Here is a 25169-nt window from a genome sequence, read left to right as displayed (position 1 = left end):
GTAATCCCGTCTCAAATAATCGTGAAAGACGGGAAAATTCATGGCCACCGATGCGGTGAAACCGGAAATCAAGAACAACGATGCTGTCCGGGGCTTCGGCTTCGCGATGACGGCCTATCTCTTCTGGGGCATCCTGCCGCTCTATATGAAAGCCATGGCGCATATACCGGCTTTCGAGGTCATCGCCCATCGCATCGTCTGGTCGGTTCCCGTCGCCGGCATCGTGCTGCTGGCGCTTGGACGCCTGGGTGACGTGAAGGCGGCGTTTCACAATCCGCGGACAATCGCCATGGCGTCGCTGACGGCCGCGCTCGTCACCATCAACTGGGGAACTTATGTCTGGGCGATCGGGGCCGGCCATTCGCTCGATGCGGCTCTCGGTTACTTCATCAACCCGCTGTTCAGCATCGCTCTCGGTGCCATCCTTCTCAAGGAAAAGCTGGCACCGACGCAGATCGTCGCGATCGGCCTGGCGGCGACAGCCGTCATCATCCTGACCGTCAAGGCCGGCACCCTGCCCTGGGTCGCCCTGTCGCTGACCTTCTCTTGGGGCTTCTACGCCTTTTTCCGCAAGACGCTGCCTGTCGGTGCCAATCAGGGCTTCTTCATCGAGGTGCTGCTGCTCTGCATTCCGGCGATGCTGTATATTCTCTATCTGGAGGCGCGCGGCGAAGGCCATTTCTACCAGACCGGCCTCGCGGACACCGCACTTCTGCTCGGCTGCGGACTTGTGACGGCGCTGCCGCTGATGATCTTCGCCAACGGCGCGAAGCTTCTCAGAATGTCGACCATCGGCATCATGCAGTACATCGTGCCGACGATGGTCTTCCTGATTGCCGTCTTCCTGTTCAAGGAACCCTTCGGCACGACGCAGCTGATTGCATTCTCGCTGATCTGGGCCGGTCTCGTGCTCTATAGCTGGTCGATGCTGCGTCAGAGCAGAGGGCGCTAACGGCGTGGTATGGTTAGCAAATCGCTAATCAGAGCTTAGAGATAACGGCCTCTTCGCCGCCGCGGTCGCCATGTGTCTCGGCGGCGTGTTTGCGGATCGCCGGGATGATATCGGCGATCTTGTCGATGACCAGCGGCTGGACGCGGTGGGCGGTATGGACGAAGCCCTCTTCCGTCATATGGCGGATGAGCTCCATCATCGGATCCCAGAAACCGTTGATGTTGGCGAAGACCATCGGCTTTTCGTGGCGGCCGAGCTGGCCCCAGGTCATGATCTCGACGATCTCTTCCAGCGTGCCGATACCGCCGGGCAATGCCACGAAGGCATCGGCGCGCTCGAACATGCCATGTTTGCGTGCATGCATATCAGGCGTTATGATAAGTTCGTCGAGCTGACCGAGCGAATGGCGCGTCGCTTCCATGTCGACGAGAAATTCCGGGATGATGCCCGTGACCTGGCCGCCATGCGACAGGACACCGCTTGCGACGGCGCCCATGATGCCTTTCGTTCCGCCGCCATAGATCAGGCGCAGGCCGTTTTCGGCAATGCTTTTGCCCAGTTCGCGGCCAGCAGCCATATGGGAGGGATCGCGCCCCGGCCTTGAGCCGCAATAAACGCAAATGGATCGAATTGGCGCAGAATCGTCGGTCATGGTTCCAAACAACTATGCTGCAGATGCTCAGTCAAGATTTTTCAAAGGAAAACTTGCGTCGGAACATGCGAAAATGGCTGAGAAAGCTTGTAAAAGCAGGCGAAATCGCTAGCAATTTTAGGAGTTGCGACGACTTCGCCGCGTGGAGATGAATGATGATGAAGAACCGTGCCGGTTGGCTGGCTCTGTTGGTGTTGGCAATTGCGACCCTGTTGATGGTCTTTTTCGTGATGCCACGCATCAACGGCGACAAGAACCCGATCGGCAGCGCCGTCAATCAGGCCGGCGATGCGGTGAAGAATACGATCGAGGAAAACGCGCAGAAGGCTGGCGAGACCGCGAACAAGACCACGCAGAATGCCGCATCGAGCGCCGTTAACACCGCCGATCTTGCCAAAAAGCTCACCGACCTGACGGGGGCTGCCACGGCTTCGCTTACCGATCTCAAGGCGCTATTCAAGGATGGAGCCACCCCGGCGCAGGACGCCTTCGCGGCCGCAAAGACGAAGGCGATCACGGCGCTGCAGTCGATCGTCGGCTTCGCCCTTCCGCAAGGCATCGACGCGACAACGACGGGGCTCGTGAAGAAGATACAGGACGGCGCAGCCAAGGCGCTCGCCATCACCCAATCTCTCCCCGACAACGCCGCCGAAGCCGGCAGCGCGATCGACAAGGCAACGGCGGCACTGACGGGCCAAACAGCATCTGGGACCGACGCGGCTGGGAAGTCTCAGGTACCGTCATTCGACGTGCTGCGTGTCGAGCCGGACGGCTCAACCGTCATTGCCGGCTCGGCCGAGCCGAACGCGAAACTGGAGATCGTCGACGGGGAAAAAGTGGTTACGACCACCAATGTCGGCCCCAGTGGCGACTTTGCCGCCGTCCTCGACAATCCGCTGCCGCCCGGCGACCATGAATTGATGCTCCGGGCAACCGGCAAGGACGGCAAGGTTGCCACCTCCGAGGAAGTAGCGACCGTCTCCGTGCCGAAAGACGATTCGACACAGCTTCTCGCCATGGTCTCCAAGCCGGGCGCTGCAAGCCGCATCATCACCGCTCCCTCGGCCAAGCAGGGTCGCGTAACGTCCACCGAGCAGAATGCGTCGGCTGCCGACCCGCAGACGAAAGCACTGGACGGCACCGCGGCAGCAGGTGCCAAACAGGACGGCGCGGTTGTCGCATCCGCCAACCCTGCAGCCGGCACGACAGCGCCGCCGACGGCGAAGATGGATGCAGGTCCCGACGTCATGGTCAACGCCGTCGAAATCGAAAACGACCATATCTTCGTTGCCGGCAGCACGAAATCGAATGCCAAGGTGCGCGCCTACGCCGACGAGAAGCTCATCGGCGAAAACGTTGCGGAAGGAGACGGCCATTTCGTCGTCGACGGACCGATGCCGCTAGCCGTCGGCGATCACAAGATCCGCGTCGACGTGCTCGACGGAGCCGGCAAGGTCATCGTTCGCACCAGCGTCAACTTCACGCGCCCAGAGGGCAATCAGGTGACGGTGGCGGCTCAGGTGCCGGCTGCCGCCAATGGCCAGGGACAGTCGGCCGCCACAAGCATGGTGCCGCTCGACGAAGGTGAGCTCGCCAAGCTCAAGGAAGGTGCCGCCAAAGCCTTCGCGCTGCTCAAGGGCCTGTTTACCGACGGCAAGCAGCCAAATGCCGAACAGCTCGCCGCGGCTCGCTCCGGCACGGAAATCGCGCTGAAATCGCTTTCGGAATTTCGTCCGTCCATCAACGCCACCGCGGATCTGAAAAAGGCCGCGGCCGACGCCGTAAGAGCTGCGGTCAAGGCGCTGGGCGCATTGCAGGCCCTGCCGAAGGATGCGAAATCGATCGGCGCGGCGCTGCCGGGCCTCGAACAGCTTGTTGCAGCCGTTACCGTCCCCGCGCAGACATCGCCGGCAAAACCGAACGTGGAGGTTTCCTCCAGCGAAAGCGGCCCGAAAACGCTGGAGCAGGCGCCGCTTTCGCAGGACACCAATGCCGTCATCATCCGTCGTGGCGATACGCTCTGGCAGATCTCACGCCGCATCTATGGCGCCGGCGTGCGCTATACGACCATCTACCTGGCGAACGAGGACAAGATCAACAATCCGGACCGGATCCTTCCCGGCCAGGTCTTCGGGCTGCCGAAGGATGCGCTGCCGAATGCCGAGGAGCTTCACCGCAAGCGGCTGTCCGGCGAACATCTCTAGGCAACAGTCTTCCACCGGGACCATCGTCATTGGCCAGGCGCCGTCAGCGCCTGGCCAACGCTTTTATGCGTCATAAAAATAGTGTAAGCGTCGCGCGACCTTCATCGCCTTCGCCGAACGGCCTTGCCCCACATGCGAAGGTTTCACAGCCAGCCGCGCAATGGTTGCCGCGCCAGGCTGTCCCAATCATTTGCCGGAGACGGACATGGCTGACCGCAACAAAACGATATCGGCGGATTCCAGCAATCCGATGAATACGATCGTCAATCTCTGGCCCTATATGTGGCCGAGCGGGCGCATGGACCTGAAGATGCGCGTCGTCTGGGCGACCGTCTTCCTGCTGGTCTCCAAATTCTTCCTGCTGCTGGTTCCCTATTTCTTCAAATGGTCCGTCGATGCGCTGAACGGCAAGCTCGACATGCAGGGCATCCTGCCGGCCTTCATGGTCGGCGCCATCGCATTGATCGTCGCCACCAATCTGACACGCCTGATCCAGCTCGGCCTCAACCAGCTGCGCGATGCGCTGTTTGCGAGCGTCGGCCAATATGCCGTTCGCCAGCTCGCCTACAAGACATTCGTGCACATGCACGAATTGTCGCTGCGCTTCCATCTGGAACGAAAGACCGGCGGCCTCTCGCGCATCATCGAACGCGGCACGAAAGGCATCGAGACCATTGTCCGCTTCACCATCCTCAATACGTTTCCGACCTTCATCGAGTTCCTGCTGACCGCCATCATCTTCTGGCGCGGCTACGGCTTCTCCTATCTCGCCGTGACGGCGGTTACGGTCTGGCTCTACATCTGGTTCACCGTCAAGGCGAGCGACTGGCGCATCTCCATCCGCCGTACGATGAACGACAGCGACACGGACGCCAATACGAAGGCGATCGATTCGCTCCTCAACTTCGAAACGGTCAAATATTTCGGCAACGAGGAGATGGAGGCCAAGCGCTTCGATCAGTCGATGGCACGCTATGAGAAGGCCGCCACCAGCGTCTGGACGTCGCTCGGCTGGCTGAACTTCGGCCAGGGCGTGATCTTCGGCCTCGGCACGACCGTCATGCTGGTCATTTCCGGCTTGTCGGTTCTGAACGGCCACCAGACTGTCGGGGACTTCGTCTTCATCAACGCGATGCTTTTGCAGCTTTCGGTGCCGCTGAATTTCATAGGCTTCGTCTATCGCGAGATACGCCAGGGTCTGACTGATATCGAGGAAATGTTCGATCTGCTGGAAGTCAGGCCCGAAGTGGTCGATGCACCCGGCGCCAAGGAACTGGTAATCGGCAGCGGCGCGATCTCGTTCAAGGACGTGCAGTTTGCCTATGATCCGGCAAGGCCGATCCTGAAGGGCATTTCCTTCGAGGTGCCGGCCGGCAAGACCGTCGCCGTTGTCGGGCCTTCGGGTGCCGGAAAATCGACGCTGTCGCGCCTGCTCTATCGTTTCTACGACGTGCAAGGCGGTTCCATCACCATCGATGGCCAGGACCTGCGCACCGTGACGCAGAAAAGCCTGCGCAAGGTCATCGGCATGGTGCCGCAGGATACCGTACTCTTCAACGACACCATCGCCTACAACATCCGCTATGGCAGGCCGGCCGCGAGCGATGCCGAGGTGACGGCTGCAGCCGAAATCGCTCAGATCGGCGAGTTCATCCGCGTTCTGCCCGAGGGCTTCGATACGAAGGTCGGGGAACGCGGTCTCAAATTGTCGGGCGGCGAAAAGCAGCGTGTCGCGATCGCGCGCACCATTCTCAAGGCGCCGCCGGTCCTGATCCTCGACGAAGCGACCTCGGCGCTCGACACGACGACCGAGCGTGAAATACAGGCTGCCCTCGATGTCGTTTCGAAGAATCGTACGACATTGGTCATCGCGCATCGCCTTTCGACGGTGATCGGCGCGGACGAGATCATCGTGCTGAAAAGCGGCGTGATCGCCGAGCGCGGCACGCATGCGGATCTTCTGGCGCAGAATGGACTATATGCCTCCATGTGGAACCGCCAGCGCGAGGCAACGCAGGCCGAAGAACATCTGAAGCAGGTGCGCGAAAGCGACGATCTCGGCGTGGTCGACCGGCTGGCGCCGGCAAGCTGAGCCAGCCTCCGCAAAGTCCGCACCATCAGGCTCCGGCCACGGAAACGGTACGACGAATTATGCACGGACTGCTGTCACGAGGCTGAGATGACAGCTTGCTAGGTACGAGGGTCCTTTCAACGGAGCCCCCAAAATGCGTACTTCTGTCAAAGCTTTAAGCATATTGCTCTTCGTCGGCCTTGCCTCGCCGGTGTTTGCCGAGGATGCCAAGCCGTTCGCCGATGCCAAGGAGATCAATCTCCTCGATCTGCTGCCGCCTCCGCCCGCCAATGATTCCGCGCAGATGAAGGCGGAGCTCGGCGAAATCCTGACGATCCAGGTGACCCGCACGCCGGAAATGGCGGCTCGCGCCGTGGCCGATGCGGAAGAGAATGTCTGGCGCTTCTCCGACGTCATCGACAATCCGAAATTCACCAAGGAAAACCTGCCGAAATTCTCGGCCTTCTTCGATCGCATCGTCGAAACCGAAGGCGCCGTTGTCGATCCGGCCAAGAATGTCTGGAAGCGCCCGCGCCCGCATCTCTACAGCGATCTGGTCAAGCCCATCGTGCCGCTCTCCAAGTCCGGCTCCTATCCGTCCGGCCACGCCACGCTCGGCACGCTGATGGGCATCGTGCTGTCGAACATGGTGCCGGAAAAACGCGCCGTCATCATGACCCGCGCCTGGGAATATGGCCACAACCGCATCGTCGGCGGCATTCACTACGCCTCCGATATCGAAGCCGCCCATATTGCGGGCACCGTCATCGCCGAAACCATCATGACGCATGACGACTATAAGAGCGAATATGAAGGCGCCAAGGCGGAGCTGCGCGCCGCTCTCGGCCTCTGATTTCCGAACTGCAGCAAATGCCCGAGCCGCCGGATAACCTCCGGCGGCTTTGCCTTATTCGCCCCGAACCGGGCAAGGATGCGAGACCTAAGCAAATCTGCATCCTGCATCGCGCCTCTCCAAGACATCATGTGGTTTGCGGCTGCATGATTCCCGCGTATACGCGGGATATTGCGGCATGAAGGAGTTGAACGATGACAGACGGGGTAATTGGAACCAGAAGCGATCTCGCCCGGCGCATCGCCGAGGTGGCGACGTTGGAAGGCGAATTCGAACTCCGTTCCGGCCAGATTTCCAACCGGTATTTCGACAAATACCGCTTTGAAGGCATGCCTTCGCTGCTGAAACCGCTGGCACGCGCCATGGCCGATCTCATCCCGGCCGAAACCGAAGTCGTTGCCGGCCTGGAATTGGGAGGCATCCCGCTCGTGACGGCAATCTCGCTGGAGACTGGCATCCCCGCGGCCTTCGTTCGCAAGGAGGCAAAGACCTATGGAACATGCCAGGCAATCGAGGGACAAGACGTTGCCGGACGCCGGGTAACGTTCATCGAGGATGTGATTTCGACTGGCGGCGCGGTGAAGGATGCCTATCACCTGGCAATCGGCTCACAGGCGCACATTCTTGCCGTTGTCTGTGCGATCTGGCGTGGAGAGGGTGCCCCTGCGATCCAAGGCCTTCCACGACTTCCCGTCTTGCCCGTTTTTACGAGAGCAGATCTGGAAAACGCCAGATAGACATATGTATCGGCCGAGAATGGGATTGCGCTGGGGGCGAGCGTGCGAGAGCATTGCCCATGACAGCGTTTGCCTGTAGTCACGCTCGACTGGTAATCAGAGCAAGACTGCGTATCTTATTCGCATTCTTTTGACCGGCATGATCTCTTCCCGTGACCGCGACCCGGTTTTTGGGGAGGGTGCCCTAACGGAGTAGGCCATAGATGAGCTTATTGAACAGCGTACGCAACGTCATCGTTCCGGTACACAAGGAAGGCTATCCCTTCGTTGCAGGTTTCTTCGTCGCGTCGCTCGTACTGGGCTGGATCTTCAAGCCGCTCTTCTGGATCGGCCTGATCCTCACGCTCTGGTGCGCCTACTTCTTCCGCGATCCCGAGCGCATGACGCCGCAGGACGACGATCTTGCGATATCGCCGGCAGACGGCAAGGTCTCCGGCGTGCAGATGGTGACACCGCCGGCGGAGCTCAATCTCGGCACCCAGCCGATGCTGCGCATCTCGATCTTCATGAACGTCTTCGACTGCCATGTGAATCGTTCGCCGATGCGCGGCCGCATCACCAGCATCGCCTATCGCCAGGGCAGCTTCCTCAATGCCGAACTCGACAAGGCCAGCGAACAGAACGAGCGCAACGGCCTCGTCATCGAGACCAAGCATGGCGAAATCGGCGTCGTGCAGATCGCCGGCCTCGTCGCACGCCGCATTCTCTGCTTCGTTAACCCGGACGAGCCGCTGGATGCCGGCGAGCGCATCGGCCTGATCCGCTTCGGCTCGCGCCTTGATATCTTCCTGCCCGAGGGCGCATCGGCGCGCGTTGCCGTCGGCCAACGGGCGATCGCCGGCGAAACCGTCATTGCCGAATTCGGCTCGGCAAAGGGCGCAACCCTTAGCCGCCGCAGCTGAGCCCTGGAGCATTTCCGCTCTAAACAGAATGACGGAAATGCTCCATATCATTGTTTTCACGCGATTCCGGACGTAACCCTGCTTCGCAGTTTTGCTGGAATTGCTCTAGGAACACGAACGAGATGAAGACGCCTTTTCCGCCTTTCGAGCCGCATGGGCCTAATGACGAAGCGCGTGGACCGCGTCTTCGGGAAATCCCGCTGCGGCTGATCGTGCCGAACATGATTACCGTTCTGGCAATCTGCGCGGGCCTGACGGGCATTCGTCTCGCGTTCGAAAACCGCTACGAGCTTGCCGTCGTCGCAGTGCTGGTCGCCGCCTTTCTTGACGGCGTCGACGGGCGCGTGGCGCGGCTGATGAAGGCGACTTCGAAATTCGGCGCGCAGATGGATTCGCTCGCCGATATCGTCAATTTCGGCGTCGCTCCAGCGCTTGTCGTCTATGTCTTCCTGCTCGACCAGGCCCGCTCCCTCGGCTGGATTGCCGCGCTGATCTACACGATCGCAGCCGGACTTCGCCTTGCCCGCTTCAACGTCATGGCCGAGCGCGAGCACAAGGCCTCCTGGCAGTCGGAATATTTCGTCGGCGTGCCCGCGCCCGCCGGCGCCATGCTGGTGCTGTTGCCGGTCTATCTCGGCTTTCTGGGTCTGACGCCGGACCGCACCTTCGCCTATTGGGGTGCGGCCTACACCGTTCTGATCGGCTTCCTTCTGGTCAGCCGCCTGCCCGTCTGGTCCGGCAAATCGGAAGGCAGCCGCATAAGGCGTGACCTGGTTCTGCCGATCATGCTCGGGCTTGTCGTCTATGTCGCGATGCTGATGAGCTATACGTGGCATGTCATGGTGGTGACCGTCGTTGCCTATCTGCTCTCGCTACCCTTCGGCGCGCGGTCCTGGGCCAAGAAATACGGCACCTATACCATCAATGGTCCCGGCGATCCGGACGTCGACGATTCCAACGACGATATCGGTCGGCATATCTAGCCAAAACGCTACGAAGTCTTGGCCGCATCGCTCCCGTGCAACCGCAAGTCTGTAAGTTTCCCTTATCGAATCAGGGGCGTGGCGATCGGTCGCGCGTCAAATAGTGAGCGGCCAAAACCTCGGTTCTCGGCAAATTCAAACATTGCGGCAGTGCGGATTCTACACGAGGATTCGGCGCTAATCTCTCGAAATATGGTCGTTGTTTACAAAAGCTGATTGGAAAACGCCTTCGATTTGTCATGATTCTCAAGAAAATAGCACTACTTGATAGTGAACTACGAAATGCTCCGGGAGAGCATGGTGAGGAGTGAGACGTGACCCAGAAGAAAGATCAGGCGGCACAACCGCAAGCAAAGATCGACCCCAGCAAGCATTACCGCCCATTGGGCCTGAAAGCCGTTCTTGCGGCTCATCTGATGCTGAAGACCAAGCCTCTCAAGAAGAAGATCGCTTAACAGCGCAGAGCCCCTGCCCGCCACCGACCGATGCCGGCAGGCAGCATTTTCTGGCCACCCAATAGCGGCCGATCAGAGAAGGCTCAGCTGGCCATCCTCGGAATCTGCTTTCTTCGACGGTTTCTTGGCAGGCTCGACCGCCACGGGTGTCTGCAGGTCTGGCCCCATATTGGCGACCTTGTTGACGCGATCCGAAACCGGTATCGCCTCGAAAAAATCCTCCTGGACCGGCGTCATAAGATCGAGGACGTCACGCGGCTCCTGCGTCTTGCAATCGAGCCAGCGGGCGAAATCCTCCGGCTTGATGACGACGGGCATGCGGTCATGGATGGAGCGGATTGCGCTGTTTGCCGCTGTCGTCAGGATAGCGCCGGTATCGACCTCCGAACCATCGGCCGACGACCAGGTTTCCATCAGCCCGGCAAAGGCGATGACGCCGCCGTTGCGCGGTCGGATCCAATAGGCTTGCGGTTTCTCGCCGCTTTCCTTCGAAGGACGATGCCATTCGTAAAAACCGGATGCGGGAATGAGGATGCGGCGATGGCGCATGGCGGCGCGGAAGGAGGCCTTGCCGATCGCCGTTTCCGCCCGCGCATTGATCAGCAGCGGAAATTCCTTGGGATCCTTCACCCAGGCCGGCGTAAATCCCCAGCGCACAAGCAGGGCGCGGCGATCCGGCAGGTTGCTGCCCGGAAGCTGCCTGTCGCCGGCGATGACGACGAGGATCGGCTGCGTCGGCGCGATGTTGTAACGCGCCGGAAAACCCTCATTCAGCAGAACGCCGAGCGCTTCCCCCACGTAGTCTGCCGTCGATGTCAAAGCGAAACGTCCGCACATGGCGTTTGTTTTGCACCCTGAAGGCGTCGGGTCAAGTCAACCGCGAGGGCCGAAGAGAATGATCGCCGCGCCGGCGAGGCAAACGGCGGCACCTGATATGTCCCACCGATCCGGCAGCCGCCCTTCGGCCAACCAGAGCCAGAGAATGGAGGCAACGATATAGACGCCGCCATAAGCGGCAAAGGTGCGCCCGGCAGCCTCGCTCGGCACCAATGCGAGCAGCCAGGCAAAGAGCGCCAGCGAGACGAGGCCGGGCGCAAGCCACCAGACCGGCTTTGCCAGACGGAGCCAGGCCCAGAAGGCAAAACAGCCGGCAATTTCGGCCAAGGCAGCCAAGGCATATAGTCCGTAAATCATCCCGATGATCGCCCGCGCATTCGGCGCGTGCGACTCGCCGCGCCTATCGACAGCGAGTTAAGGGGCATTCCCGGAGGACAGCAAGGGTCGTTTCCTGTAGAGCTTGGTCGCCGATGATCTCCGGTCACCGCCCCGATCTCCTCATTCGAATGCGACGCGATCCATGACCTCCCCACCCCGCCCCGCCTCCTCCGCCATCCTCGAGCGCAACGGCCGCTTCCTGCTGGTGCTGCGCAGCAAGCCACCCTCTGCCGATATGTATGCCTTTCCGGGCGGACGGGCCGAGGAAGGAGAAACGCCTGATGATGCGGCGCTGCGCGAATTCAGGGAGGAGACCGGCATAACCGCCCGCAATCCACGTCTGTTCGAGACTTATGATCTGCGCTCCCATGCAGCCGACGGAACACTCATGAGCCATTTTCTGCTTTCGGTTTTCCTCGTCGATGCCGACGAGGATGCGGTTGCAGAGGCGGCCGACGACGCAGCCGCCATAGGCTGGTACACGCTGGAGGAGGTGCGCCGCCTGCCTGTTCCGGCCAGCGTGCTCGAATGCGTGGAACGACTTGTTGCAGCAAACGCATAGCTCGGCCCCCGAAATTAACGATGCTGAGCAATATCGGCGTGGAAACCACCTACCGCGCCTTGTTCACGTCATGCTTGTCCGGTCAACATGGTTACATGATTCATAACAGCCTTGGCCGACCGCTTCTGATCTGCACCGCGCTTGCCGCAGCCTTTCCCGCTGCGGCACAGCCGGCAGCAAACGCGCCACCTGCTCAGGCGCCCGATGCAGCGAATGCCGAACGGCCGGCACCCTATGACGAGCAGCTTTCCCGGCTCGCCGAAATTCTCGGCTCGATCGACTATCTGCGCAATCTCTGCAGTCCGAAAGGGGAAGACGGATGGCGGGGTGATATGCAGCAATTGCTCGATACCGAGACCAAGGGCGAGCAGAAACGCAAGGAAAAGCTGACGGCTGCTTTCAACCGTGGATATCGGTCCTTCGCATCCGTTTACACGAATTGCACGCCGCAGGCTCTCGTGGCGGAAGAGCGATACCGTAACGAAGGTGCAACACTGGCGACAGAAATCACCGCCCGCTTTGGAAATTGACGTTTTATTAACCTCTTTTCATAGCGAGCCGTGTCGTTTTGGGAAAAGGCTGATAAAGTTGTTAAGCAAGTGGTAAGGACATGAACGTCTTAAGGAAAGAATCAATGGAAACCAGCCTGAATGAAATCGACGACATGATCGTCCATGAAAAGATGCAGGCAGCGCTGGAATACCAGAATGAAGCGTGGGCCGACGGCATGGCTGACGGTATCGAGCCTGAGATCATCGCCGACGCGGCCATTGCGCATGCCATTCGCGAGACGATCCGCAATCAGGGTGAACAGGGCGCGGAAGCCTTGCTCGAATCGCTGCGTGAACGCATGCTGGCTGGTGAATTCTCTCCGAACCGTACCCTGCAATAACAATCAGAGATTGCTTATGCGTATCTTTCCGGGCAATGCGCTTTCCTGTTCCATTGCCTCGCTTGCTGCCGTGACCCTGCTTTTGGGCAGCACTGCCCTGCCGTTACCGGCCCTTGCCTTTTCCCAGCTCAATCCTCCGGCATCCCAGGCGAAGGACGCAGCACAATCCACCCAGCAAAAGAACGAGAAGCCGATCGAGCAGGCGCTGGAGGCGCCGTCGAACAACAATACGCTGCCGTCCCCCGATCCGCTGATCAACAAGCAGGCCAGCCAGAGCAGCGGTGACGCTTCGAACGCCAACAAATCGGCCGAGTTCCTATTCGACATCGACAAGGCGCCCGAGCCGGTAAAGAAGCTCCGTACGGCGATCGTGGAAGCTGCCGCCTCCGGCGATCTCGAACGCCTGCGTCCGCTGATGAATGTCGGCGGCGGTCTGAAGCAGACACAGGTCACCGCCGACGATCCCGGCGAAGACCCGATCAAGACCCTGCACGATCTTTCGGGCGATCCCGACGGCATCGAAATCCTGTCGATTCTCCTCGACATCATGTCGACCGGCTTTGCCCATATCGGCCAGGGAACCCCTGATGAGGTCTATGTCTGGCCCTACTTCGCCCAGAAGGACATCAAGACGCTTTCCACGCCGGAAAAGGTCGATCTGATGCGCATCGTGACGGCTGGCGACTATGCCGACATGCTGGAATTCGGCGGCTATAATTTCTATCGCGTCGGCATCACGCCGGACGGCCGCTGGAAATTTTTCACCTCGGGCGAATGATCCGGCCGGGGAACTTGCGGTTCCTCGCCGAAGGCCCTACCTCTGCGTGATAGGCCAAATCAGCGGATCCATCATGCCAGCCGTATTCCTGAGAGAGCGTTCCTTCATCCGCATTGCCGGCGTGGAGGCGGAATCGTTTCTGCACAATCTCATCACCACCGATCTCGTTTCACTCGGTGCCGGTGAAGCGCGCCCGGGCGCCCTGCTGACACCTCAGGGCAAAATCCTGTTCGACTTCATGATCTGGCGGGACGGCGCCGGCTTTTTGCTCGAAACCGACACTACACAAAGCGAAAGCCTGCTGAAGCGGCTCATCATGTATCGGCTGCGCGCCAAGGTCGATTTCGGCACGGAGGACGTTCAGGGCGTCACCGTCGCCTGGGGCGATGCCGATGCAGACGGCCCCAAGGACAGCCGCTTCGCCAAGGCAGGCATCGCGCTGACGCGCATGCCCGGAGAGCATGGTAACGACGCCGAGACCCTCTATGACGAACTGCGGATCGCCAACGGCATCGCCGTCTCGGGCCGCGATTTTGCGCTGCAGGATGCCTTCCCCCACGATGTGCTGATGGATCTCAACGGCGGCCTGGGTTTCCGCAAGGGCTGTTATGTCGGCCAGGAAGTCGTCTCCCGCATGCAGCATCGCGGCACGGCGCGCAGACGCGTCGTTATCATAAAGGGCAATGCCGAGCTGCCGGCTTCCGGTACGGAACTGACCGTTGGCAGCAAGCCGATCGGCACGCTCGGTTCGACCGCCGGCAGCATGGGCCTTGCCGTCGTCCGCATAGACCGGGCCGGCGAAGCCATTGCCGAAGGCGCTCCGATACAGGCTGGTAGCGTGGAGGTCTCAGTGTCGCTCCCGGCCTGGTCCGGCCTTTCGTTCCCCGAGCCGTCCGATGAGGCATCGGCATGACATCGGCCAAGACCGCGCGCGCCTGGCAGCGCATGCTCTCCGGGCGGCGGCTCGACCTTTTGGACCCCTCGCCGCTCGATGTCGAGATCGGCGACATCGCGCATGGGCTCGCCCGCGTTGCGCGCTGGAATGGGCAAACCTCCGGCGATCACGCCTTTTCGGTGGCGCAACACAGCCTCGTTGTGGAGGCGATCTTCCGTCATCTCAACCCGGCAACGCCCGATGAACGTCTTGCCGCGCTGCTGCATGATGCTCCGGAATATGTGATCGGCGACATGATCTCGCCGTTCAAGTCCGTCGTCGGTGGCGACTACAAGGTTGTGGAACAGCGGCTGGAAGCAGCGATCTACCGCCGCTTCGCCCTTCCCCCGCATTGCACGCCAAAGCTCAAGGAAAAGATCAAGAAGGCCGATACGATCTCGGCCTATTTCGAGGCGACGCTGCTTGCCGGCTTCGCGCCCGAGGAGGCGCGCAAGTTCTTCGGCCAGCCGCGCGACATCACGCGCGAGATGCTGCCGATCGATCCGGTGCCGGCAATCGAGGCGCAGCGGCTGTTCCTCGCACGCTTCGAGGCAATCGAGGCCGAGCGCGCCGCCATGAGGATCGGCGCGTGACCGCGATCATCATATCGCCGCTGGCGCGCATTGCCGAAATGGCCGTTCGGCATGGCGCATGCGAGATGATCAGCCTGATGGCAAAGGAGCACGCCTTCCACCGTCCCGCCGTCATCAAGGCGGATCGGCATCTTTTGCTCAACATGAACGATATCAGCTTTGCCGGAACCGGCGATCTCGTCGCGCCGCAGGAGGCGCATGTTCGCGCTATCATCGATTTCGCCGTCGGCTGGGATCGTAGCGCGCCCTTGCTCATCCATTGCTGGATGGGCGTTTCACGCTCGCCAGCGGCGGCACTGATTGCAGCCTTGGCCATTCGCCCCGAAGAAGACGATCTGACGCTCGCGCGCCGCTTGCGCTCAAGCTCGCCCTTTGCGACGCCGAATGCCCGGCTGGTCGCGATCGGCGACGACATGCTCGGACGCCAGGGGCGCCTGGTCGCCGCGGTCAAGGAGATCGGCCGCGGCGCGGATGCGGACGGCAATGCGCCTTTCATGCTGCCACTGGCCACATAGGCGACAGGCTGCGAAAAACGGAGACTGCGTTCGCAATCTCCGTTCGTTCACGACAATCGATCATCACGATCAGGCGGCAACCCCATCCGTCTGATCGAGATTCGGATCGCGCTTTTGCTGTCCTATTGAATGACGGCGCATGCCAGGCGCTTGCCGGCGCCGCCGACAGGCTGGCTGCGATTGTCGTCCGAGTCGGCATGGATCATCAGCGTGCGGCCACGAATGCCGTTCTTGCCGTTCAGCGAAACCATGCCGTTGAAGACCTGGGCGCGCAGCTTGCCATCCTGATCGACGTACTGATTCGGCATATCGCCGGCATGCGGCCCGTTGGCGGCGAGGAAGCCATGCTCAGCCTTGGTGGGATTGAAATGACTGCCGGCCGATTCGAACCCGTGCGCATGGTCGCAATGGCTGTTTTCATGAATGTGGAAGGCGACCCAGCGATTGGCGGGCAGGCCGGAAACCTCCATTTCGATCAGCACGCCCTTCTTGCCTTCCGTCAGGGTCGCCCGCCCCGCCTGCTTGCCGTCGAGACCGACAAAATCGGCGGTCGCGGTGTTTTGACTTTGGGTTTGCGCCGCGGCGGGCATGGCTGCTGCGAGTGCGAGAATTGTAACGATCGTCATCCGCTTCACGGAAAGACCCTCCCTGTGCTGTTTGGCAATTGCCCAACGCGATGACAGGCATGAGTGTTCCGGCGATCGGGAAAATGAACTTACTTCAAAACGATAAGGCGACCCGCCAGCATCCCGGCAGGCCGCCAATATCATCGGGCAAAAGCGCCTGTCAGGCCGCTACGCTGTCGACGTCATACTGGCCGTAGGTGCTGTTGTAAGCATCCATCGGCGACAACAGGTCGAGATCGAAAGCGACACTGGCTTCCGGCGCTTTGGCCGCGGAGGCAGCATCGGCATTCGGCAACTGCATGAGCTTGGCTATCAGGCTGCCCAATGCGCCGTTCGAACCATCGGCAGCATTCCCTTCGGTATTATCCGTTTCGAGAATGCCGGGACGCTCGTCGGCTTCGCGCTCCTCACGGCTCAGGACGCCGTCATCATTCGAATCGAGGCGCGAGAGCGTGCCACGATACGGGTATGCGCTGCCGGATATGGAAGAAACATGGGACATACAAACCTCCTATGGTAGGAGCCGCCTCATGCGACGTCGTTTGCACGCAATACATTCGGAGTTAAACTATGACATGCTCTTAAGCTGCTTCGCGCCGTCGGTAAAGACAAATTGTTAATGAGTATTAACCATAGTTTTTAAGCGTTAAATCCGTATTTCCTAATATTTCTTTGCGTTCCGGCATGGGGTCGCTTGACATAATCCCCTGGAATCATAGGCGAATCTGACTATCTTTCCTTACCGCGCGAGCCGTTTCGTATATTGTGCGACCAATCGCCCGTGGAGAGGATATGATGGAATTGCTACCACTCGTCATCCTGATCGTCGGCATTCTGGTGCTGCGAGGCCACAACCTCCGGATAAAGCAGCTGGAAGCGCGCGTTCAGGAGCTGCAAAATGCCCTTGCCGGCAAGGTGCTGACGGAGGATGGGGGCGAATCGATTCCCATGCCGCACTCGACGGCTCATCCTATGGCACCGCCCGTCGAAGACGAGCGGCAAGCGGTATTCGACGATGGATCAGCCGCCGAGGCCGCCGCCGCCGCGCGCGGTAACGCCGATACGTTCGGGGACGGTCCCGCACCCGCTCGGAGCCAGACGCCCGTTCAGGCGAAGGAAAGCCTGGAGAGCACGATCGGCGCACGCTGGGCCGTCTGGGTCGGTGGCATCGCGCTGGCGTTCGGCGGCATCTTCATGGTCAAATATTCGATCGAGAGCGGCCTTCTCAGCCCCGGCGTCCGGCTCGTCCTTGCAGCGCTCTTCGGCCTCTTCCTGATTGCCGCGGGCGAAGTGATCCGCCGCCGCGTCGCACCAGTTCTGAACAACACCTTCCAGAATGCGATGATCCCCGGCGTGCTGACGGCAGCCGGCGTCGTCGCCCTGTTCGGCTCCACCTATGCGGCCCATGGCATTTATGGCTTCATCGGGCCGGCCACAGCCTTCACGCTGCTCGCTTTGATCTCGCTCGCCACGCTCGGGCTCTCGCTGCTGCATGGGCAAGCGCTTGCCGGCCTCGGTCTTCTGGCGTCGATGGCAACCCCAGCGCTCATCGCTTCGACCGCGCCGAGACCTTGGATTCTCTTCGGCTACCTTGTGCTGACATGGGTCGCGACCCTATTGGCTTCGCGCCTGCGCCGCTGGCTGATTGCGCCATCCCTCGCCAATGGGCTGCTGAGCCTCTGGCCCTTGCTCTATATTACCTTCAGCCCGGTGGTCGACCTGACGCCCGTTACGCTTTCCATGTTGGCAATGATCGGTGGCACTCTCTTCCTCTGGCCCGGGCGCTATCCGGTCTCGGAGCCGATAAAGCACGATAACGAAGCCCTGCCTGCTGACGGCATCTCCCCGCCGCTGGCCGCAAGCGGCCAATGGACGGCGTTTCTCGCCAGGGCGCCGCTCGGCATGACCCTGACGGCGGCGGTCGGCGCGCTCACGGTGTCGCTCTGCCTCATCACCTACAGCCTTCAACAGGGATATTCCGTCGTCGATGCCACATTCATGTTCGCGGCAATCGTCGCGGCGGTTGCAGCCTTCGGCGCCGGACGCCTCTACGCGGCCTGGGCAACGATCCTGTCCCCACTCATCGCTGTCGTCGGCGTATTCGGCGTTCTGACCCGATGGATCGCCGGCGTCGAAAGCAGCGGCACGGGTGAAACCGTCAGCCTGCAGAGCACGGTACTCTATGAAGTACTCGGCCTCGGCGCCCTCTTCGTGCTGATCGGTGCCTTTTTCCTCAGGCGTTTCGCCGGGCAGGAGAAGCCCTATGCCGCTCTCTGGAGCCTTATCATGGCCGCCACGCCGCTGGCGATCGCCGCAATCAGCTTCGTCAACTTCGGCAACTGGACTCTCGACTGGCTGCATGGCCTTTATGGCATCGGGCTGGCTGTCGTGCTGATCGCGCTTGCCGAATGGCAATACCGCCGCGAAGGCGAGACGCAAGATCTGCCAACGAACATCCTTGCCGCCGGCTCCTTTGCCGCTGCCGTCTTTGCTCTTCATGCGCTGGCACATCATGCCACGGCGACGATCCTGCTGCCGGTTCTTGGCATCGTCTATCTGCTGGCGGGACGCCTGCGCAATTGGCCTGTTCTTCCGTGGACGATGGTCGCCGCACTGGTCATCACCATGGGGCGCATTGCCTGGCAGCCGACGATCGTCGACCCGGCGGAGCTCGGCACGACGCCGGTCTTCAACATGTTGCTTGCCGGTCACGGCATTCCGGCGGCCCTTGCCGTCTTTGCGGCCTTCATCACTCGCCACGCGCCAAGCCTGCGGCTGCGCAACGCCTTGCAAGCGCTTGCCTGCTTCCTCGTGCTGCTGACCGTTGCCATTCTGGTGCGCCATGCCATGAACGGCGGCGTCCTGAACGACGCGGTTCCGACACTCGGCGAGCAATCGATCTACACGCTGCTCGCAATCGGCGCTTCCGCGACGCTGATGGCGCTCGATCTGAGCGCGGCAAGTCCGGTCTTCCGCTATGGCGGCATGGCGCTCGGCGTCCTTTCGGTCGTCATGATTCTGACCCTGCATCTGCTAGGGCTGAACCCTTTCATGACAGGCGAAAGCACGGGTCGCATCCCGTTCTTCAACCTGCTGCTGCTTGCCTATCTGCTGCCTGGTATCGCCTATGGCGGCCTGGCGCTCTATGCGCGCAACCGACGCCCCCTGCCCTATGTCATCATGCTGGCTTTGGCTGCAGCCGTCATGGCTTTCGCATGGGCGACATTGTCGGTGCGCCGCTTCTGGCAGGGCGAATATATTCCCTTCTGGAACGGCTTCATCCAGGGCGAGCTCTACTCCTATTCCGTGGTCTGGCTGTTGATCGGCATTGCGCTTCTCGGGCTCGGCACCCGCTTCGAGGCACGCAGCCTGCGCATTGCCTCGGCGGCGCTGGTCTTCATCGCCGTCGTCAAGGCTTTCCTGATCGACATGGCGAACCTCGAGGGCTTCCTGCGCGCCCTCTCCTTCATCGGCCTTGGCGCCGTGCTGATCGGTATCGGCCTGTTCTACCAGAAAATCCTGACGCGCAAGAAAGCCGCGGAGTGATTGCGGCGAATCCTTCAACCCGGTAGGACGAAGGAACCTGCCGACAGATCAATGCGGAGCGACTGCGAAGATGGATACCGAGAAGATGGCGCGGGCCTTTGCCCCGTTCGAAGCCCTGGCTGCGGATCTCATTCCGCACGCCGCCGACGGCGACGACGGTTCGCACGATATCGCCCACATCCTGCGTGTCTTCCGCAACGCCGTGGCCATTCAGGCCGAGGAAGGCGGCAATGCCCGGATACTTGCCGCCGCGGTCTTGCTGCATGATTGCGTTGCCGTGGAGAAGAATTCGCCGCATCGCGTACAGGCTTCGCGGCTTGCCGCCGAAAAGGCTTCGGGCATTCTCCGGCAACTTGGATGGGCCGATGAGGATATTGCCGCTGCGGCACATGCGATCACCACGCACAGTTTCTCCGCCAACCTGCCGCCGGAAACGCTGGAAGCGAAGATCCTGCAGGATGCCGACCGGCTGGATGCGATCGGCATGGTCGGCGCTGCCCGCTGTTTCTACATTGCGGGGCGTCTTGGCTCCGGCCTCTACGACCCGTTCGACCCGCTGGCAAGCGAACGGCCGCTTGACGACAAGCGCTTCGCCATTGACCATTTCGAGACGAAGCTGTTCAAACTGGCGGACGGATTCCAGACCGGGACCGGAGCCAAGTTTGCCGAGGCGCGGCACGACCGGCTGAAGACCGTGCTGGCAATGTTCATCGACGAAATCTGAGGACTTTCCATGCGCGTCAGCGATCTGTTCATCTACCCGCTCAAGAGCGCACGCGGCATCGCCATCCCGTCGACCGCCATCGATGCCTTCGGTCTGGCAGGCGACCGTCGCGCCATGCTGGTCGATCCTGCCGGCCAGTTCATCACCCAGCGCGAATTGCAGGCGCTGGCCCGGATCGATGTCCAACCGGCGCCCTCCCACCTGCGCCTGAAGATGGAGGGCAAGGCAGACATCATCGTACCGCCGCCCCACCCCGACAATCGCATGGATATCGTCGTCTTGAAATCTAATGTCAGCGCCTCCGTTGCCGATGAGGAGACCAACAAGGCTCTGTCCGGCTGGCTTGGTCGTGAAGTCAGGATGGTGTTCTTCGACAGGCTTGCCGAGCGCGTCGCCAATCCGGAATGGGCGGGCGAGGAGACGCCTGTTACGTTTTCCGATGGCTACCAGATTCTGGTCACCACCACCGGCTCGCTGAAGGCGCTCAACGCCAATCTCGCCGCCCATGGCGAAGGCGCTGTCGGCATGGAGCGCTTCCGCCCGAACATCGTCATCGATATCGATGAGGAATGGCCGGAGGATCGCTGGTCGGCAATCGAGATCGGCGGCATTCGCCTCGATCTCGTCAAGCCCTGTTCGCGCTGCATCATGACGACGCAGGATCAGAAGACCGGCTCGCGCGACGTGCCAAACCCGATACCCGCCATGGGCCGCATACGCATGTCGGCCGACCGCCGCGTCCCCGGCCCGCTCTTCGGCTGGAACGCCGTGCCGCGCGGCGAAGGCTCGGTGAAGATCGGCGATACGGTGACGGTGCTCGAGGAGCGGCCGGAGGGCTGGGCGCTGAAGCGGCGATAGTCGTTCCGCCGTTTGTTTAGCTTGCGGACCTAAGACAGCAGGCGCATGCTTATCACTCATTTTGAACCCGGCGGTCACGGCTGAAACAGCCGTGGTGCGCGGGCTTGGTCGAGGTGCGTCCGATGGAGTGCGCCGGCTGCGGTTTCGATATTCAAAGCGGCTTTGCTTTCTGTCCACGATGCGGCACAAAGCAGCCAATCTCCTGTGCCGCGTGTGGCAACCCTTGCCAGCCCGATTTTGCCTTCTGCCCCAAATGCGGCGCTGCGATTTCCGACAAGGCGCAACCCGCGGCCAAGCCGGTCATCAAGGCTGCATCGGCAAAATCCGAAGATGATGCCGACCGGCGGCCGGTGACCGTGCTTTTTGCAGATCTCTGCGGCTTTACGACACTGAGCGAGCAGATCGACCCCGAAGTCATGCGGATGCTGCAGAACGAATTGTTCGAAGAGATGACCCAAGCGGTCGAGGCCTATGGCGGCTTCGTCGACAAGTTCGTCGGCGATGCGCTGCTGGCGCTATTCGGCGCGCCGGTCGCCCATGAGGACGATCCGGTGCGGGCACTGAACGCAGCGCTCGATATGATCGATCGGGCAACACAGGTGGGCGAGCGCTGGCAACCACGCGCCGGCGTGCCACTGCGTCTGCATATCGGTATCAATAGCGGCCCGGTCGTCACCGGCGGCTTCGGCGCGGTCAGTACCAAATCCTATTCCGTGACCGGCGACACGGTGAATACCGCCCAACGGCTGCAATCCATGGCGGGCGAAAACGATATCCTCGTCGGGCCGCTGACCTATCGCCTCACCCGCCATGCCTTCGCCTTCGACAGCCTCGGCGCCCAAGCCTTGCGCGGCAAAAGCGGCAATGTGCTTGTGCATCGGCTAACGGGACCGTTGGAAGCGCCGCATACGGCGCGCGGGCTCGAAAGTTTCGGCCTTCAGGCACCGATGATCGGACGAGATACGGAGCTGTCGCGGCTTTTAACCTGCCTCGACCTTGCCTGCGGTGGTGCGGCACAACTTGTCCGCCTCATCGGCGAAGCGGGTATCGGCAAGTCGCGGCTGGCCAACGAGTTCATCGCCATTGCCGGCAATACGGCCCGCTTTCCAGGTCTCGCCATCCGCAAGGCGACCTGCTCGCCTCTCGGCGAACAATCCTATGGGACGCTTGCCGCGGTGGTGCGCAGCGCCTACGGCATCGGCGAGCGGGACAATCTCGACAGGACGCGGCAATTACTGGCAATGGGATTCCGCGCGCTCGATCTCACCCAGGAGGATATCGACGGGCTTCTGCCGCTTTTCCTGCATGTCCTCGGCCTCGGCGATCCCAACGGAGCGTTGCGACACATCGAGCCTGAACAGTTGCGGCGGCAGATCTTCTATGCAGTCCGCACCGTCTTCGAGCGGCGGCTGGCGCAAGGCCCCCTGCTGCTTATCATCGAAGATCTGCATTGGGCCGATGCCGCTTCGCTGGAAGTGCTTCGCTTCATGATGGATCGGTTGGAGCGCAGCCGGCTCATGCTGCTGGCGATCTATCGGCCGACATCGCGGATCGACCCGCTGGATTCCAATCGGGTCAGTGTCACCGTGCAGCGTCTCGGCCCACTCGCCGCCGCCGACGGCCGGAAGCTGCTCGCCGCCTTTTTCGGCGAGAGCCATGGCAAGCTGCCGGTTGCGATGTGTCAGCGCATCCTCGATCGAGCCGGCGGCAATCCGCTCTTCATCGAGGAGATCCTTCGGGGATTGATCGACATGGGCAGGCTGCACAATGACGGTCAGCGCTGGCAAGTTGCGGCGGAAGACACGGATGTCGATATTCCGGTCAATCTGCAGGCCCTGTTGCTTGCCCGTGTCGATCGTCTGCCGCAGGAGATCAAACGGTTGGCGCAGGAGGCGGCGGTGGTCGGCCCGAAGTTCGACACCGCTCTACTCCGCAGCATCGCCGCCGACCCGGCTGCCATCGATGCCGCATTGGACTATCTCTGCGATGCCGATATCGTCGAGGAATTGCGCGGGCCGGATGCCGGCGCCTCACCCACCTATCGTTTCAGCCAGTCCCTGCTGCACGATGTCATCTACCATAATCTCCTGTTGCAGCGGCGCACGGACCTTCATCACCGGATCGGTCAGGTTCTGGAACACCAATATGGCTCAGCGCCCGATCGCCCCGAGCATCTGGCGCAGCTCGGCCATCACTTCAGCCTGACCACCGAGAAAGCCAAAGGAGCCACCTATTTGATGGCGGCAGGCGATCTGGCACGCATGACCTATGCCAATGACGATGCAATGCGCCTCTACCGTCAGGCACTTGCCGCGTTCGCAGACGAGCCGGAGGTGACGTCGGAGCAATTGGCGCTTCTGGAGCGTCTTGCCGATCTCTGTGGTCCCGCCGGTCTCCGCGACGCGGCCCTGAACCATTATCAACGAGCGCTTGCGATCCACCGCAAGAGAGACGATCGGATCGCTGCAGCAAGGATATTGCGAAAAATCGGCCGGCTGCATCACGAGGCGGGGCGCCGCGATCAGGCGGAAGCGCATTGCGCCGAGGCCGAGGCTTTGATCGCGACGATCGATGCCCCGGTCGAACATGCGCATCTCCTGCAGGAGCGCGGCCATATGGCCTTCCGCATGGGCGACCAGGCCGCGGCCGCCGAATGGGCGACGCTGGCCCTGCAACGGCTGGAAACGCTCCCCATCGACGGAACGACCGAAGCCGGACGAGAGGCGGCGCGCGCGATGGCGGAGGCACTGAACACCAAGGGCGCAGCACTTGCGCGGCTCGGCCGCCGCCGCGATGCCGTGCAGGAAGTGGAGCGCAGTCTTGCTGTTGCCGAAAAGGCCGATCTGCAAAGTGCTGCCTGTCGCGCCTATTCCAACCTCGGCGTGCTCTACACCATCGTGGATCCGGCCCACGCCATCAAGATCTGCCGGCGCGGGCTTGAGGTCGCGACCCGCATCGGCGATCTCGGCTTCCAGGCGCGCCTTCTCGCCAACCTCGCCGTTTCCTGCTGTACCTTTACCGACCGCTGCGCCGCCGAAGGCGTGCCGGCGGCGGAGAAGGCAGTGGAAATCGACCGGGCGCTCGATCAGCGCGATCATCTCTCCGTACCGCTGATCGTCCTCGGACAAATTCATCAATGCCACGGGCAGCCGAAGCTAGCTCGTAAGTATTACGAGGAAGCCCTTGAGGTTGCGAAGGAGATCGATGAACCGCAGTTGCTCTTTCCGTGCTATGATGGCTTGGCGACACTGAGCCTCGAGCATGACGACATGGACGAGGCGGAACGGTATTTCACGCTGGCACAGGATGTGTGCATCCGCCACAACCTCGATCCAGGCACGCTCGTCGTATTGCCGTTTCTCGACTGACTGTCTTCATTGTCTCAGGCGATTGGTTGGGAGAACCGGTTCAAATACATAAAGGGAGGAACGAAACATGCAGGAGAACCACACCGAAAGACCATTGCAGCCTGGAGATCGCGCGCCGAATGTCGTGCTGGATGCAATCACTCGCCAGGGCAAGATCGCCATCGATGATTTTCGCGGCCAGAGGCCGGTCCTTGTCGGATTGTTCCGTGGACTGCATTGCCCCTTCTGCCGCCGGCAGATCGCCGCGATGTCCGAACTCACCGGAGCTCTGCAGGAGAAAGGCATCGACAGCCTGACCGTCGTCAACACACCGATCGAACGCGCCCGGCTCTACTTCCGGTTTCATCCGCTTCCCAACCTGCTGGCCGCTTCCGATCCGGAGCGGGTATCGCACAAGGCCTTCGGCTTGCCGAATATCCAGTTCACCGAAGACGAGACCGACTGGCCGCGCAAGGTCGGAATGAATGCGGTGCGATCGATGCGCATCGAGATGCCGGGCGAGCTTCCCGAACCGATGGATCCGATGGCGGCGACGGAGTTCCTCGACAAGGCGGATGGCTACGAATTCACGCAGGACGACAAACATATGATTGCGACGGGCGAAGGTCAGCTCGTCGGCGAATTCCTGCTCGATCGGGATGGCGTCATCCGCTGGTGTTTCACGGAAGTCGAAGAGGCCGGTCGTCATATGTTCGGTATTCCCGCCCCGCGGGAGGTGATGTCGGCGGCGTCGAATATGGCGGTTTGAA

General features: G+C 61.3%; 25 protein-coding genes. 20 read left to right on the top strand and 5 right to left on the bottom strand.

What is annotated here, in order from left to right; genetic code table 11:
* Window positions 1-40 precede the first annotated feature (40 nt).
* Window positions 41-952: an EamA family transporter RarD gene (gene rarD, locus HGP12_RS22415; RefSeq protein WP_168842107.1), complete on the top strand. Its 912-nt coding sequence runs from the start codon at window positions 41-43 to the stop codon at window positions 950-952.
* A 28-nt stretch (window positions 953-980) separates the two neighbouring features.
* Here the strand turns inward: rarD and HGP12_RS22410 are convergent, their stop codons facing one another.
* Window positions 981-1604, bottom strand: a complete 624-nt coding sequence (locus tag HGP12_RS22410; protein ID WP_168842106.1) for a TIGR00730 family Rossman fold protein — start codon at window positions 1602-1604, stop codon at window positions 981-983.
* Between the two features lie 155 nt (window positions 1605-1759).
* On the opposite strand from HGP12_RS22410, the gene HGP12_RS22405 reads away from it, so the two are divergent.
* The 7 genes from HGP12_RS22405 to HGP12_RS22375 all read left to right on the top strand — a co-directional run bounded on the left by HGP12_RS22405 (window position 1760) and on the right by HGP12_RS22375 (window position 9809).
* On the top strand, window positions 1760-3808 hold the full coding sequence (locus tag HGP12_RS22405; RefSeq protein WP_168842197.1) for a LysM peptidoglycan-binding domain-containing protein: 2049 nt from the start codon (window positions 1760-1762) through the stop codon (window positions 3806-3808).
* 205 nt (window positions 3809-4013) lie between these two features.
* Window positions 4014-5900: an ABCB family ABC transporter ATP-binding protein/permease gene (locus HGP12_RS22400; protein WP_168842105.1), complete on the top strand. Its 1887-nt coding sequence runs from the start codon at window positions 4014-4016 to the stop codon at window positions 5898-5900.
* Window positions 5901-6033: 133 nt separating this feature from the next.
* Window positions 6034-6732 (top strand): phosphatase PAP2 family protein, encoded by a 699-nt coding sequence (locus HGP12_RS22395; protein WP_168842104.1) that lies wholly within the window; start codon window positions 6034-6036, stop codon window positions 6730-6732.
* A gap of 194 nt (window positions 6733-6926) precedes the next feature.
* Entirely contained in the window at window positions 6927-7469 is a 543-nt protein-coding gene (pyrE, locus tag HGP12_RS22390) for an orotate phosphoribosyltransferase (RefSeq protein ID WP_168879627.1), read from the top strand.
* A 203-nt stretch (window positions 7470-7672) separates the two neighbouring features.
* Window positions 7673-8371, top strand: a complete 699-nt coding sequence (locus tag HGP12_RS22385; RefSeq protein ID WP_168842102.1) for a phosphatidylserine decarboxylase — start codon at window positions 7673-7675, stop codon at window positions 8369-8371.
* A 122-nt stretch (window positions 8372-8493) separates the two neighbouring features.
* Window positions 8494-9354, top strand: a complete 861-nt coding sequence (pssA, locus tag HGP12_RS22380; RefSeq protein ID WP_149636749.1) for a CDP-diacylglycerol--serine O-phosphatidyltransferase — start codon at window positions 8494-8496, stop codon at window positions 9352-9354.
* 314 nt (window positions 9355-9668) lie between these two features.
* The gene (locus HGP12_RS22375; protein WP_168842101.1) at window positions 9669-9809 is read left to right on the top strand and encodes a hypothetical protein; all 141 of its coding nucleotides are present in this window, start codon (window positions 9669-9671) and stop codon (window positions 9807-9809) included.
* Window positions 9810-9881: 72 nt separating this feature from the next.
* Here the strand turns inward: HGP12_RS22375 and HGP12_RS22370 are convergent, their stop codons facing one another.
* Together HGP12_RS22370 and HGP12_RS22365 are read right to left on the bottom strand one after the other, a co-directional pair.
* Window positions 9882-10646, bottom strand: a complete 765-nt coding sequence (locus HGP12_RS22370; RefSeq protein WP_168842100.1) for an SOS response-associated peptidase — start codon at window positions 10644-10646, stop codon at window positions 9882-9884.
* A gap of 36 nt (window positions 10647-10682) precedes the next feature.
* Window positions 10683-11003 (bottom strand): YnfA family protein, encoded by a 321-nt coding sequence (locus HGP12_RS22365; RefSeq protein WP_168842099.1) that lies wholly within the window; start codon window positions 11001-11003, stop codon window positions 10683-10685.
* Between the two features lie 163 nt (window positions 11004-11166).
* Here HGP12_RS22365 and HGP12_RS22360 point away from each other — a divergent pair, with 163 nt between their 5' ends.
* The 7 genes from HGP12_RS22360 (at window position 11167) to HGP12_RS22330 (ending at window position 15298) form a co-directional block, all read left to right on the top strand.
* Complete coding sequence (locus HGP12_RS22360; protein WP_168842098.1) at window positions 11167-11586, top strand: NUDIX hydrolase; 420 nt, start codon at window positions 11167-11169, stop codon at window positions 11584-11586.
* A gap of 95 nt (window positions 11587-11681) precedes the next feature.
* The gene (locus tag HGP12_RS22355) at window positions 11682-12116 is read left to right on the top strand and encodes a TIGR02301 family protein (protein ID WP_168842196.1); all 435 of its coding nucleotides are present in this window, start codon (window positions 11682-11684) and stop codon (window positions 12114-12116) included.
* Between the two features lie 104 nt (window positions 12117-12220).
* Window positions 12221-12478, top strand: coding sequence for a hypothetical protein (locus HGP12_RS22350; RefSeq protein WP_068385602.1), 258 nt, complete (start codon window positions 12221-12223; stop codon window positions 12476-12478).
* Window positions 12479-12494: 16 nt separating this feature from the next.
* Window positions 12495-13256: a hypothetical protein gene (locus HGP12_RS22345; protein ID WP_168842097.1), complete on the top strand. Its 762-nt coding sequence runs from the start codon at window positions 12495-12497 to the stop codon at window positions 13254-13256.
* Between the two features lie 73 nt (window positions 13257-13329).
* Window positions 13330-14169, top strand: a complete 840-nt coding sequence (locus tag HGP12_RS22340; RefSeq protein WP_168842096.1) for a folate-binding protein YgfZ — start codon at window positions 13330-13332, stop codon at window positions 14167-14169.
* Window positions 14166-14783 (top strand): YfbR-like 5'-deoxynucleotidase, encoded by a 618-nt coding sequence (locus HGP12_RS22335; protein ID WP_168842095.1) that lies wholly within the window; start codon window positions 14166-14168, stop codon window positions 14781-14783. The genes HGP12_RS22340 and HGP12_RS22335 overlap by 4 nt, the downstream gene beginning before the upstream one ends.
* Window positions 14780-15298 (top strand): tyrosine phosphatase family protein, encoded by a 519-nt coding sequence (locus HGP12_RS22330; protein ID WP_168842094.1) that lies wholly within the window; start codon window positions 14780-14782, stop codon window positions 15296-15298. Before HGP12_RS22335 ends, HGP12_RS22330 begins: the two co-directional genes overlap by 4 nt.
* Window positions 15299-15420: 122 nt before the next feature.
* Here the strand turns inward: HGP12_RS22330 and HGP12_RS22325 are convergent, their stop codons facing one another.
* Both HGP12_RS22325 and HGP12_RS22320 read right to left on the bottom strand, forming a co-directional pair.
* Window positions 15421-15933, bottom strand: a complete 513-nt coding sequence (locus HGP12_RS22325) for a superoxide dismutase family protein (protein WP_312862923.1) — start codon at window positions 15931-15933, stop codon at window positions 15421-15423.
* A 151-nt stretch (window positions 15934-16084) separates the two neighbouring features.
* Window positions 16085-16426, bottom strand: a complete 342-nt coding sequence (locus tag HGP12_RS22320; protein ID WP_168842093.1) for a hypothetical protein — start codon at window positions 16424-16426, stop codon at window positions 16085-16087.
* A 290-nt stretch (window positions 16427-16716) separates the two neighbouring features.
* Between HGP12_RS22320 and HGP12_RS22315 the strand changes: the two genes are divergently transcribed.
* From HGP12_RS22315 to HGP12_RS22295, 5 genes are all read left to right on the top strand, one after another.
* Window positions 16717-19470: a DUF2339 domain-containing protein gene (locus tag HGP12_RS22315; RefSeq protein WP_246703506.1), complete on the top strand. Its 2754-nt coding sequence runs from the start codon at window positions 16717-16719 to the stop codon at window positions 19468-19470.
* A gap of 70 nt (window positions 19471-19540) precedes the next feature.
* Window positions 19541-20194 carry an HD domain-containing protein gene (locus HGP12_RS22310; RefSeq protein WP_246703505.1) on the top strand — a complete coding sequence of 218 codons (654 nt, stop codon included), beginning with the start codon at window positions 19541-19543 and terminating at the stop codon, window positions 20192-20194.
* A 9-nt stretch (window positions 20195-20203) separates the two neighbouring features.
* Complete coding sequence (locus HGP12_RS22305) at window positions 20204-21052, top strand: MOSC domain-containing protein (RefSeq protein WP_168842092.1); 849 nt, start codon at window positions 20204-20206, stop codon at window positions 21050-21052.
* 122 nt (window positions 21053-21174) lie between these two features.
* Entirely contained in the window at window positions 21175-24420 is a 3246-nt protein-coding gene (locus HGP12_RS22300) for an adenylate/guanylate cyclase domain-containing protein (RefSeq protein WP_168842192.1), read from the top strand.
* Window positions 24421-24487: 67 nt separating this feature from the next.
* Window positions 24488-25168 (top strand): peroxiredoxin-like family protein, encoded by a 681-nt coding sequence (locus HGP12_RS22295; protein WP_168842091.1) that lies wholly within the window; start codon window positions 24488-24490, stop codon window positions 25166-25168.
* Window position 25169: the final 1 nt, after the last annotated feature.

The organism is Rhizobium sp. P28RR-XV (genome assembly GCF_012641385.1).
In the GTDB taxonomy this organism is placed as follows: Bacteria; Pseudomonadota; Alphaproteobacteria; order Rhizobiales; family Rhizobiaceae; genus Rhizobium.
Note: the sequence above shows the minus strand (reverse complement) of the source record. Positions and strands in the feature narration are given on the sequence as shown.